We start from the raw sequence: 11514 nt of genomic DNA on the forward strand, positions 1-11514 counted from the left end.
CCGTCGGTCGGGCATACGGGCGTCGCCGCCCCGGTTCACGCTGAATGCAGCACCAGCCCCGACTCCTAAGGTGGATCCATGACCCTCTCGGTCGCCGTCTCCGGCGCCTCCGGCTACGCGGGCGGCGAGATCCTCCGCTTGCTCGCCGATCATCCCGACGTCGACATCCGCACGGTCACCGCGCACTCGAGTGCCGGGCAGCCCCTCCTCGCGCACCAGCCGCACCTGCGCTCCCTCGCGCATCTCGAGTTGCAGCCCACGACGCCCGAGGTGCTGGCCGGTCACGATGTCGTCTTCCTGGCCCTACCGCACGGGCAGTCCGCGCAGTACACCGACGCCCTGGTCGACACCCCGCTCGTCATCGACGCCGGCGCCGACCATCGGCTCGTCTCGCCCGAGGACTGGGCCGCCTTCTACGGCGGTGTCCACCCCGAGCCCTGGGCATACGGCGTTCCCGAACTCCTCGTGGGCGGCGGCAAGCAGCGCGAGCTCCTGCGCGGGGCCTCGCGGATCGCCGCACCCGGATGCAACGCCTCGACCGTGTCGCTCTCGCTCGCTCCCGGCGTTGCTGCGGGTGTCATCGACCCGAGCGACATCGTTTCGGTGCTCGCGGTGGGCCCGAGCGGGGCCGGAAAAGCCGCGAAGACGAACCTCCTCGCGAGTGAAATCCTCGGCACCGCCAATCCCTATGCCGTCGGCGGCACGCACCGGCACATCCCCGAGATCCGCCAGGCGCTGCGCGCCGCAGGGGCGCCGGTCGACGGCATCCGGATCTCGTTCACCCCCGTGCTCGTCCCGATGGCGCGCGGGATCCTCGCGACTTCCTCCGCGCGGATCCGCGAGGGCGTGACGGATGCCGAGATCCGCGACGCATGGGAGAGCGCCTACGCCGACGAGCCCTTCGTCGAGCTGCTTCCCGCGGGGACGTTCCCGCGGACGGCCGACGTGCTCGGCGCGAACGTGGCATCCCTCGGTCTCGCGATCGACCGCGCGGCGAACCGCGTCGTGATCGTCGCGGCCGTCGACAATCTGGTGAAGGGCACCGCGGGCGCCGCGGTGCAGTCCATGAACATCGCGCTGGGTCTCCCCGAGACCACGGCGCTTCCGACGAACGGAGTCGCCCCGTGAGCGTGACCGCCCCCGCAGGATTCGAGGCGGCCGGTGTCGCCGTCGGCCTGAAATCGACCGGCGCGCGCGATGTCGCGGTGGTCGTCAACCGCGGTCCGCACAAGGTGGGTGCCGCCGTCTTCACCTCCAACCGCGCCAAGGCCAACCCCATCCTGTGGTCGGAGCAGGTCGTGCGCGACGGTGTCGTCGAGGCCGTGGTGCTCAACTCCGGTGGCGCGAACTGCTTCACCGGATCGTTCGGCTTCCAGACCACCCACCAGACGGCCGAGCGCGCCGCCGAGCTCCTCGGCGTCGGGGCCGGCGACGTCGTCGTGTGCTCGACGGGACTGATCGGCACCGGCGACGAGGTCTTCCGGGCCAAGGTGCTCGACGGGGTCGAGAAGGGCGTCGCCGCCCTCTCGGCGGACGGGGGCGAGGACGCGTCGCTGGCGATCATGACCACCGATTCCCGTCCCAAGCGCGCCGTTCACCACGGTGAGGGCTGGACCATCGGCGGCATGGCGAAGGGCGCGGGCATGCTCGCTCCCGGGCTGGCCACGATGCTCGTCGTCGTCACCACCGACGCCGTGCTCGACGCCGCCCAGGCCGATGCGGCCCTGCGCGCGGCGACCCGGGTGAGCTTCGATCGCCTCGATTCGGACGGCTGCATGTCGACGAACGACCAGGTGACCCTCCTGTCCAGCGGCGCCAGCGGCATCCGGGCGGATGCCGACGAGTTCGCCGCCGCGCTGACCGCGGTGTGCGATGACCTCGCCGCCCAGTTGCAGGGCGACGCCGAGGGCGCCAGCCACGACATCACGATCCGTGTCGTCGGCGCAGCCTCGGAGGATGACGCCGTCGAGGTCGGTCGCTCGGTCGCCCGCAACAACCTCTTCAAGGCCGCGATCTTCGGACAGGATCCCAACTGGGGACGCGTCCTGGCCGCGATCGGCACGACGTCCGCCGACTTCGACCCGTACGACGTCGACGTCTGGATGAACGGTGTGCGCGTGTGCACCGCGGGCGGACCCGATCGCCCGCGCGAAGAGGTCGACCTGACCCCGCGCGCGACCGACCTCGTCATCGACCTGCGGGTCGGCGAGGCCGCGGCCACGATCCGCACCAACGACCTCACGCACGACTACGTCCACGAGAACAGCGCCTACTCCTCATGAGCGACATCGATATCCAGGACACCGATCCGGCCGAAGCCAGCGAGCGGGCGGTGACTCTCGTCGAGTCGCTGCCGTGGGTGCGCAAGTACCGCGACCAGGTGGTGGTGGTGAAGTACGGCGGCAACGCGATGGTGAGCGACGAGCTGCAGGACGCCTTCGCCGCCGACATCGCCTACCTTCGCTACGTGGGGGTCAAGCCCGTCGTCGTGCACGGCGGAGGACCGCAGATCTCGTCGATGCTCGACCGGCTCGACATCCCGAGCGAATTCCGCGGCGGCTACCGCGTCACCTCGACCGAGGCGATCGGCGTGGTCCGGATGGTGCTGACCGGGCAGATCAACCCGCAGCTGGTGGCCAAGGTCAACGCGCACGGACCGCTCGCGACGGGGCTCAGCGGCGAGGATGCGGGGCTGTTCGGCGGTCGCCGTCGCGGCGTCGTCGTCAACGGGGTCGAGCACGATCTCGGCCGGGTCGGCGATGTCGTCACGGTCGACCCGCAGCCGGTGCTCGATCACCTCGCCGCGGGCCGAGTGCCGATCGTGTCGAGCATCGCGCCCGACCTCGACCATCCGGGTGCGTCGCTGAACGTCAACGCGGATGCCGCGGCGGCCGCGCTCGCGGTGGCGCTGAAGGCCGCGAAGCTCGTCGTCCTCACCGACGTCCCGGGTCTGTACGCCGACTGGCCCAACCGCGACTCCCTCGTGTCGCACTTGACCTCGACCGAGTTGCGCGCGATGGTGCCGCGACTGGAGTCGGGCATGATCCCGAAGATGCAGGCGTGCCTCGACGCCGTCGACGGGGGAGTGCCCACGGCCGCGATCATCGACGGCCGCGTGCCGCACTCGGTGCTCGTCGAACTTTTCACCAGTAAGGGAATCGGAACGGAGGTGGTCGCGTGAACGCGGACACGACACAGGAATCGACGTCGCTGCGCGGCCCTTCGTGGCAGGAGGATGCCGGACGCGACCTCGTGCGCAGCTTCGGCGACCGCATGGCGCTTTTCGTGCGCGGTGAGGGGGCGTACATCTGGGACGGCGAGGGCAAGAAGTACCTCGACTTCCTGGCGGGGATCGCCGTCGATGCGCTGGGTCACGCCCACCCGGCCTTCGTCGAGGCGGTCTCCACGCAGGCCGCCACCCTCACGCACGTCTCGAACTACTTCGCCACGCCGCCGCAGCTGGCGCTCGCGGCCCGGCTGAAGCGGCTCGCCGGCACCGGCGAGACCGGCAGGGTCTACTTCGCCAACTCCGGCGCCGAAGCCAACGAGGCGGCGTTCAAGCTCGCCCGCCTGCACGGCCGGGGCACCGAGCGCACGCGCATCCTGACCCTGAAGGGCGGGTTCCACGGACGCACGATGGGCGCGCTCGCGCTCACGGGCAAGCCGGCTCTGCAGGCCGACTTCCTCCCGATGGTGCCGGGGGTCGAGCACATCGACGCCACTGTCGACGCGCTCGAAGCCGCCTTTGACGATCGCGTTGCGGCGTTCATCGTCGAGCCCATCCAGGGTGAAGCGGGCGTCGTGGAGCTTCCCGAGGGCTATCTCGAAGCCGCGCGCGAGATCACCGCGCGCCACGGGGCCCTGCTCATCGTCGACGAGATCCAGACCGGTGCCGGACGCACCGGCGAGTGGTTCGCGTTCCAGCACGCGGGCATCGTCCCGGATGCCATCACCGTGGCCAAGGGCATCGGCGGCGGGTTCCCGATCGGCGCCCTCATCACCTTCGGTGCCGCGAGCGAGCTGTTCTTCCCCGGCACGCACGGTTCGACCTTCGGCGGCAACGCGCTGGGCACGGCCGTCGCCGGTGCCGTGCTCCAGGAGATCGAGTCCGCCGGCCTGGTGGCCAACGCCGCCGCCCGCGAGACGCAGCTGCGCGCGGGGATCGTCGCTCTCGGCTCGCCGCTGGTCGCTGGTGTGCGCGGACGTGGACTGCTCCTGGGCGTCGAGCTCTCGAGCCCCGTCGCGAAGGCAGTCGTCGCTGCCGCGCAGGAGCACGGTCTGATCGTCAACGCCGCGAACGACGACACGATCCGTCTCGCACCGCCGCTGATCATCGGGGATGCCGAGATCGCGGAGTTCCTGTCCCTGTTCGGCGCGGCGCTGGCCACCGTCTCGGACGCCCTCATCCTCGAAGGAGCCCCCGCGTGACCCGCCACCTGCTGCGCGACGACGACCTGAGCCCGGCCGAGCAGGCCGAGATCCTCGACCTTGCGATCGAGCTGAAGAAGGACCGTTGGGCCCAGAAGCCGCTCGAAGGTCCTCAGACGGTGGCCGTCATCTTCGACAAGTCCTCGACGCGGACGCGCGTGTCCTTCGCTGTCGGCATCGCCGATCTCGGCGGTTCCCCGCTGATCATCTCCACCGCGAACAGCCAGCTCGGCGGCAAGGAGACCCCCTCCGATACCGCGCGCGTGCTCGAGCGGCAGGTCGCCGCGATCGTGTGGCGCACGTACGCGCAGGCCGGGCTCGAAGAGATGGCCCGGGGGACGCGCGTCCCCGTCGTCAACGCGCTGAGCGACGACTTCCACCCGTGCCAGCTGCTGGCCGACCTGCTCACGATCCGTGAGCACAAGGGTGAGCTGGCCGGTCTGACGCTGTCCTTCTTCGGCGACGGTCAGAGCAACATGGCGCACTCGTACGTCCTGGCCGGTGTCACGGCCGGGATGCACGTGCGCGTCGCGTCCCCCGCGGAGTACGCGCCCCGCGCCGACGTGATCGCCGACGCCGAGCGCATCGCCGCGGCGACGGGAGGGTCGGTGACGTTGACCTCCGACCCCGAGGGCGCGGCATCCGGGGCCGACGTCGTCGTCACCGACACCTGGGTGTCGATGGGCAAGGAAGAGGAGAAGATCGCCCGCATCCGCGATCTCGGTGGGTTCAAAGTCACCCCCGATCTCATGGCGCGCGCCGACGGCGAGGCGATCTTCATCCACTGCCTGCCCGCCGACCGCGGGTACGAAGTGGATGCCGAGGTCATCGACGGTCCGCAGAGCGTCGTCTGGGACGAGGCCGAGAACCGACTGCACGCCCAGAAGGCGTTGCTGGTGTGGCTGCTGCGTCAGGACCGATGACGCGGGCGAGCCGGGCCTGGCGCCGTTTCGACGGCCCGGCCCGGCTCGTCGGCATCGATCTCGCGCGCGGACTGGCGGTGGTCGGGATGCTCGCCGCGCATCTCGTGACGATCGATCCGTTCGATGCGGACGACCCCTCGACCTGGCTCGATGTGGTCAACGGCCGTTCGTCGATCCTCTTCGCCACTCTCGCCGGTGTCTCTATCGCGCTGGTCACCGGGGGCACGCGCCCCCTCGTGGGGCCCGCCCGTACCCGCGCCGCCGGGCGGCTGGCCCTGCGCGGTGCCCTGCTCTGGGTGATCGGCATCCTGCTGGTGCTCACCGGGGTCCCCGTCTACGTGATCCTCCCGGCGTACGCGCTGCTCTTCGCACTGTCGCTGCCGTTCCTCGGAATGCGGCCGCGCGGTCTGTTTCTGGCCGCGGCCCTCGTCGCGGCCGTCGCCCCGTGGGTCTTCCCCGTTCTCGACGCCGCGCCGCTGTGGAACGGACGCGGGGGAGAGGAGCTGCAGGCGCTGGTCGGTTGGGCGTATCCGTTCCCCGTCTGGATCGCGTTCCTCCTGGCGGGCATGGGTCTCGGGCGCCTCGACCTGCGCCGGCTGCCCGTGCAAGCCGCGATCACGGTGATCGGAGCGGCGCTGTCCGCCCTCGGGTATGGCGTCGCGATCGTGACCGGGCCGGCCGTGTCGGCGGCCGGGCCGTACGTCGCCGCGGTGTGGAGCGCCGAGGCGCACTCGTCGGGGGTGTGGGAGGTCGTCGGCTCCGGTGGCTTCGCGATCGCCGTGATCGGGATGTGCCTGTTAGCGTGCCGGACGCCGCTGCGGTGGCTGGCGATCCCGATCCGGGCCGTCGGGTCCCTTCCGCTGACGGCCTACGTGGTGCAGCTGGTCGTATGGGCGGTGTTCGCCGCCGCGGTGCTCGGCGACACGTCCGACCTCTTCGGCGTGCGCGAGGCCGGACTGTTCCCGCCCCTGACCCTGGGGCTCGTGGCCGCGTGCACGGCGTGGGCTCTCCTGATCGGCCGCGGACCGCTCGAGGCGCTGATCGACGGCATCGTGCGTCGTGTGGTGGGTGGGCCCGCCCGACCGGATGCCGCGTCCCCGGCGCCCGTGCCCTGACCCGGCCGGGTGGTGTCCGCTGCTCTCGCTAGGCTGGGACGCATGAGCAGCGAGACCGGTCAGGCCACGAACGAGGGCGCCCTGTGGGGTGCCCGTTTCTCGGGCGGGCCCTCTCCCGAGCTGGCGGCGCTGAGCCGCTCCACGCACTTCGATTGGGACCTCGCGTTGTACGACATCGCCGGTTCGCACGCGCACGCCGCCGCGCTCGAAGCCGCGGGCTATCTCTCCGCCGATGAGGCTCGCGACATGCACGCCGGTCTCGACGACCTCGCCGATCGGGTGCGGGCGGGCACTCTCGTCGCCGCTCCGAGCGACGAAGACGTGCACGGCGCCCTCGAGCGGGTGCTCATCGAGACGGTAGGCCCGGCCCTGGGCGGCAAGCTCCGTGCCGGACGCAGCCGCAACGACCAGATCGCGACGCTCGTCCGCCTCTACCTGCTCGACCACTCCCGCACCATCACGCGCGAGCTGCTCCGGCTCGTCGACGCGCTCGTCTCGCAAGCAGCCGCGCACGAGTCGGCCATCATGCCCGGTCGCACGCACCTGCAGCACGCGCAGCCCGTGCTCCTCGCCCACCACCTGCAGGCGTACGGCTGGGCGTTCGTCCGCGGGATCGAGCGCCTGCGCGACTGGTCGGTGCGGGCCTCGGTCTCGCCCTACGGCGGTGGTGCGCTCGCCGGGGCGACCCTGGGTCTCGACCCGCAGCTGGTCGCCGACCGCCTCGGCCTCGCGCGCCCGGCCGAGAACTCCCTCGACGGAACGGCGTCGCGCGACGTGGTCGCCGAGTTCGCGTTCGTCACCGCCATGATCGGCGTCGATCTCTCTCGTCTGGCAGAGGACGTCATCCTGTGGAACACGCGGGAGTTCGGCTTCGTCACCCTCGACGACGCCTATTCGACGGGGTCGAGCATCATGCCCCAGAAGAAGAACCCCGACATCGCCGAGCTCGCCCGCGGCAAGGCGGGACGACTGATCGGAAACCTCTCCGGTCTGCTCGCGACGCTCAAGGGTCTGCCGCTGGCCTACAACCGCGACCTCCAAGAAGACAAAGAGCCGGTCTTCGACTCGGTCCGCACCCTCGAGCTCGTCCTGCCCGCGTTCTCGGGGATGATCTCCACCCTCCGTTTCCACACCGACCGGATGGCCGAACTCGCGCCGCAGGGATTCTCCCTCGCGACCGACGTCGCCGAATGGCTGGTGCGGCAGGGCGTCGCCTTCCGCGATGCGCACGAGATCTCCGGCGCGCTGGTGCGTGCGTGCGAAGACCGGGGCATCGGTCTGGAAGACGCCGACGACGCCCTCCTGGCATCCGTCTCTCCGTCGTTGACGCCCGAGGTACGGGGCGTGCTGTCGATCGAGGGATCGGTGGCGAGTCGGACCGGCGCCGGCGGTACCGCGCCGGAAAGGGTGAACGAGCAGCGCGCCGAACTGGTGTCGCGCGCCCAGGCCGCCGCACACTCACTCGGTATCTGAATCAGTCATTCGCTTATCAAGCATGATCAATAAGCTATAAGCTGATCACATGATCGCCGCCGTCATCGCCGACATCGTCCGCTCCCGCGAGCTGGGCGATCGAGCCGAGGCGCAGCGTGCGATTGCGGCGGCCGTCGCGCGCGCCGACGCCGACATCCCGCTCGCGCTCGCCCCGCTCACGGCGGTGGTGGGCGACGAACTGCAGGGCGAGTACGCCACGATCGGCGCGGCCGTGGCGTCGCTGCTTCTGGTGCGGTTGAACCTGCCCGATGGCGTGGACTGCCGTTTCGGGGTGGGGTTCGGCGAGGTGCGTCCGGTCGAGCTGGACGGACGCACGATCCCCGAGGGGCCCGCGTGGTGGGCGGCCCGGGCGGCGATCGAGCGGGTCGAGACGATGCAGCAGCGCCGCGCGCCCCTCGCGCGCACGTGGGTCGAGGCCTCCGAATCCGCGGATGCCGCCGTGCGGCACGAGGTGGCGCTGGCGAATGCCTACGTGCTCTCACGCGATCACCTGGTGTCGTCGATGAGCGAACGCACGCGCCGTCTCACGTACGGCCGATGCCTGGGGCGGTCGCAACGCGATCTCGCCGCCGACGAGGGCATCACGCAGTCCGCGGTGTCGCAGGCTCTCGCCTCCGCCGGGTCGGCCGCTGTCGTCGAGGGCTTCCTGGCGCTGAGCTCCGGGGGCGCGTCGTGATCGCCGCGGGCCTGCTCCTGGTCGCGGTCGGCGGCGTCGACCTGGTGCGCCGCCTCGTCCCCGGTCGCCGCATCGCGGCGTTCGTAATCGCGGCCGCGGTGCTGGTGGCGCTGTCGGCCGGGGCGGATGCCATCGTCGCCGGCCTCCTCGCCGTCGCCGTCGCGGCGATCTGGACCTGGGTCGTGCCGGAATCGGGCCCGGCGCGGGCGGGACTCTGGCCCGTGGGGCTGCTGGGCGTGGCCGCCGCCGCCTGTGTGGTCGTGGCACCCGCGCGTCCGAGCCCCGGACTGCTCGGGGCGGTGTGGGTCACGTACGGTCCGCGCGAGGGCATCTCCGTCGACGTCCTGTTCCTGGTCGCCGGCTGTCTGCTGTTCCTCCTCGAGTCCGGCAACGCCGTCGTCCGCATCGCACTGCGCGCCGAGATGGGGGAGCGCGTGGCCCCCTCCACCGGCGACGCCCCCGGAACCCTGCGCGGCGGGCGTCTGATCGGCCCGCTCGAGCGCATCCTGGTCTTCGCGCTGACCCTCGCGAGCGCCTACACCCTCTTGGCGGCGGTCCTTGCGGCCAAGGGCATCGTGCGTTTCCCCGAGATCTCGCGCGACGGCGAGGGCGGCGATCGCGCGGAGTACTTCCTCATCGGGAGCCTCGTCAGCTGGGTCACGGCGCTCGCCGCGGCGTTCCTCGTGTGGTGGGGTGTCGGGGGCGTCTGACCGGCGCCCGACAACCGAGGCGCCCGGTCGCCGCTGATAGCCTGGGACAGTGTCCGCGCCCTTCGACGATGCTTCCGTTCGCGCTCTCGAGCCTGCCAACGACCCTGCCTTCGATTCGGTGTGGGACGAGCTGGTCTGGCGCGGACTGATCCACGTCTCGACCGATCAGGACGACCTGCGTGATCTCCTCGCCGGCCCCCCGATCGTCTTCTACTGCGGTTTCGATCCGACGGCGCCGAGCCTTCATCTGGGTAACCTCGTCCAGCTGCTTACAATGCGTCGGCTGCAGCTCGCCGGTCACCGGCCGCTCGGTCTGGTCGGAGGGTCGACGGGTCTGATCGGCGATCCTCGCCCCACGGCCGAGCGCACTCTCAACACGCGGGAGACGGTCGCCGAGTGGGTCGACCGCCTGCGTCTGCAGGTCGAGCGTTTCCTCAGCTTCGAGGGCGACAGTGCCGCGCGGATGGTCAACAACCTCGATTGGACGGCGCCCCTCAGCGCGATCGACTTCCTGCGCGAGATCGGTAAGCACTACCGGGTCGGCACGATGCTCAAGAAGGATGCGGTCAGCGCGCGGCTGAACTCCGAGGCCGGCATCAGCTACACCGAGTTCAGCTACCAGATCCTGCAGGGGATGGACTACCTCGAGCTCTACCGCGCGTACGGCTGCGTCCTTCAGACCGGGGGCAGCGACCAGTGGGGCAACCTCACCAGCGGCACCGATCTGATCCGTCGCGTCGAAGGGGTCTCCGCCCACGCCATCGGAACGCCGCTGATCACCAACAGTGACGGCACGAAATTCGGCAAGAGCGAGGGCAACGCGATCTGGCTGGATGCCGAGATGTGCAGCCCCTGGACGATGTACCAGTTCTGGCTCAACACCGATGACCGCGACGTCGTCGAACGCTTGAAGGTGTTCACCTTCCTCACCCGCGCCGAGATCGAGGAGTACGCCCGTCTCGTCGCCGAAGAGCCCTTCCGCCGTGCGGCGCAGAAGCGACTGGCGCGCGAGGTGATCACGACGGTGCACGGCCCCGAGGCGGCCGAAGCGGTCATCGCGGCCACCGAGGCTCTTTTCGGTCAGGGTGATCTCCGCGCATTGGATGCCGCGGTGCTCCGTACCGCTCTCGAGGAACTCCCGCACGCGTCGCTCGCCGCGGGCTCGACGGTCGTGGATGCGCTGACGGCGACAGGGCTCGTGAGCAGCTTGAGCGAGGCGCGGCGAGCCATCGCGCAGGGCGGCGTCTCCCTGGACGGCGAGAAGGTCGGCTCCGACGATGTCATGGTCACCGGGTCTCTACCCGGGGGAGTGTCGGTCGTGCGTCGTGGCAAGAAGACCCTCGCCGGAGTGTTCGTCGGCTGACATGCCCTTCACGCCGAGCCACGCCGTCGTCGCACTCCCGTTCGTGCGCACGCGACTGGTGCCGGCGGCGATCGCCGTGGGGGCGATGACACCCGACCTGCCGTTGTTCCTTCGAGGCATGGTGCCGGATTACGCGATGACGCACGATCCGCTGTGGGTGCCCGTGACGGTGCTCGTCGCTTTCGTGCTTCTGGTGGTCTGGCGGTGCGTCCTGCGCCCCGCGGTGCGCGAACTCACGCCGAAGCCGGTCGCCGAGCGGTTGCCGGCGGAGTGGGATGCCGGTGCCCGATCGGCGTTCCGCGAGACCGTCGGCGGGGGAGTCGCGGCCGTACTCTGGCTCGTCGCCTCTCTCGCACTCGGAGTCCTGACCCACATCGCGTGGGATGTCCTCACGCACGAGGGACGGGCGGGAGTGCAACTGTTTCCCGTCCTCGATGAGCAGTGGGGGCCGCTGCCCGGGGTGAAGTGGCTCCAGCACGCATCGAGCCTGTTCGGTCTCGTCGTCCTCGCCGTCTTCGCGGCGATCTGGCTCGCGCGTCGTGCTCCGCAGCCGGTGAACCGAGTGATCCCGGATGCCGCCCGCCTGGCGTGGTGGCTCTCACTCCCGCTCGCCCTCATGGTGTCGAGCGCCATCGCCATCGTCCTCGCGGGGGGATTCGGTCCGGACTTCACGCCGACCCATCTCATCTACGGCGTCCTCACCAAGGTCGCCACCGCGTGGGCCGTCGTGACCGTTGCACTCGCCCTCGCGGTGCAAGCCCGTCGTCGTGCGTGACTTCCGCGTGTTTCCGGGGTTGTGGGGGTG

General features: G+C 70.7%; 11 protein-coding genes. All 11 read left to right on the plus strand.

Annotated elements, in window-relative coordinates:
* Positions 1-78: 78 nt before the first annotated feature.
* The 11 genes from argC to FE256_RS07830 are packed head-to-tail and all read left to right on the plus strand — an operon-like array spanning position 79 to position 11484.
* On the plus strand, positions 79-1128 hold the full coding sequence (gene argC, locus FE256_RS07780) for an N-acetyl-gamma-glutamyl-phosphate reductase (protein WP_138174410.1): 1050 nt from the start codon (positions 79-81) through the stop codon (positions 1126-1128).
* The gene (argJ, locus tag FE256_RS07785) at positions 1125-2282 is read left to right on the plus strand and encodes a bifunctional glutamate N-acetyltransferase/amino-acid acetyltransferase ArgJ (protein ID WP_138174412.1); all 1158 of its coding nucleotides are present in this window, start codon (positions 1125-1127) and stop codon (positions 2280-2282) included. The genes argC and argJ overlap by 4 nt, the downstream gene beginning before the upstream one ends.
* Positions 2279-3181, plus strand: coding sequence for an acetylglutamate kinase (gene argB, locus FE256_RS07790; protein ID WP_138174414.1), 903 nt, complete (start codon positions 2279-2281; stop codon positions 3179-3181). The genes argJ and argB overlap by 4 nt, the downstream gene beginning before the upstream one ends.
* Positions 3178-4428, plus strand: a complete 1251-nt coding sequence (locus FE256_RS07795; RefSeq protein ID WP_289508580.1) for an acetylornithine transaminase — start codon at positions 3178-3180, stop codon at positions 4426-4428. The genes argB and FE256_RS07795 overlap by 4 nt, the downstream gene beginning before the upstream one ends.
* The gene (argF, locus tag FE256_RS07800; protein WP_138174416.1) at positions 4425-5351 is read left to right on the plus strand and encodes an ornithine carbamoyltransferase; all 927 of its coding nucleotides are present in this window, start codon (positions 4425-4427) and stop codon (positions 5349-5351) included. The genes FE256_RS07795 and argF overlap by 4 nt, the downstream gene beginning before the upstream one ends.
* The gene (locus FE256_RS07805; protein ID WP_138174418.1) at positions 5348-6466 is read left to right on the plus strand and encodes a heparan-alpha-glucosaminide N-acetyltransferase domain-containing protein; all 1119 of its coding nucleotides are present in this window, start codon (positions 5348-5350) and stop codon (positions 6464-6466) included. Before argF ends, FE256_RS07805 begins: the two co-directional genes overlap by 4 nt.
* A gap of 42 nt (positions 6467-6508) precedes the next feature.
* Positions 6509-7939 (plus strand): argininosuccinate lyase, encoded by a 1431-nt coding sequence (gene argH, locus FE256_RS07810; protein ID WP_138174420.1) that lies wholly within the window; start codon positions 6509-6511, stop codon positions 7937-7939.
* Positions 7940-7988: 49 nt separating this feature from the next.
* Positions 7989-8636, plus strand: coding sequence for a SatD family protein (locus FE256_RS07815; RefSeq protein WP_138174422.1), 648 nt, complete (start codon positions 7989-7991; stop codon positions 8634-8636).
* Complete coding sequence (locus FE256_RS07820; RefSeq protein ID WP_138174424.1) at positions 8633-9346, plus strand: hypothetical protein; 714 nt, start codon at positions 8633-8635, stop codon at positions 9344-9346. The genes FE256_RS07815 and FE256_RS07820 overlap by 4 nt, the downstream gene beginning before the upstream one ends.
* Positions 9347-9395: 49 nt before the next feature.
* Positions 9396-10709, plus strand: a complete 1314-nt coding sequence (gene tyrS / locus FE256_RS07825; RefSeq protein WP_138174426.1) for a tyrosine--tRNA ligase — start codon at positions 9396-9398, stop codon at positions 10707-10709.
* A gap of 1 nt (position 10710) precedes the next feature.
* The gene (locus FE256_RS07830; protein WP_138174428.1) at positions 10711-11484 is read left to right on the plus strand and encodes a DUF4184 family protein; all 774 of its coding nucleotides are present in this window, start codon (positions 10711-10713) and stop codon (positions 11482-11484) included.
* The last annotated feature ends 30 nt before the right edge of the window (positions 11485-11514 follow it).

The sequence above is a fragment of the Microbacterium sp. 5K110 genome, from assembly GCF_005774735.1.
Classification (GTDB): Bacteria; Actinomycetota; Actinomycetes; order Actinomycetales; family Microbacteriaceae; genus Microbacterium.

Excerpts from the sequence above, each read along its gene's own strand:
- FE256_RS07805 (WP_138174418.1), top strand. The coding sequence starts at position 5,348 with ATGACGCGGGCGAGCCGGGCCTGGCGCCGTTTCGACGGCCCGGCCCGG.
- FE256_RS07830 (WP_138174428.1), top strand. The coding sequence starts at position 10,711 with ATGCCCTTCACGCCGAGCCACGCCGTCGTCGCACTCCCGTTCGTGCGC.
- argH (WP_138174420.1), top strand. The coding sequence starts at position 6,509 with ATGAGCAGCGAGACCGGTCAGGCCACGAACGAGGGCGCCCTGTGGGGT.
- FE256_RS07815 (WP_138174422.1), top strand. The coding sequence starts at position 7,989 with ATGATCGCCGCCGTCATCGCCGACATCGTCCGCTCCCGCGAGCTGGGC.
- argB (WP_138174414.1), top strand. The coding sequence starts at position 2,279 with ATGAGCGACATCGATATCCAGGACACCGATCCGGCCGAAGCCAGCGAG.
- argC (WP_138174410.1), top strand. The coding sequence starts at position 79 with ATGACCCTCTCGGTCGCCGTCTCCGGCGCCTCCGGCTACGCGGGCGGC.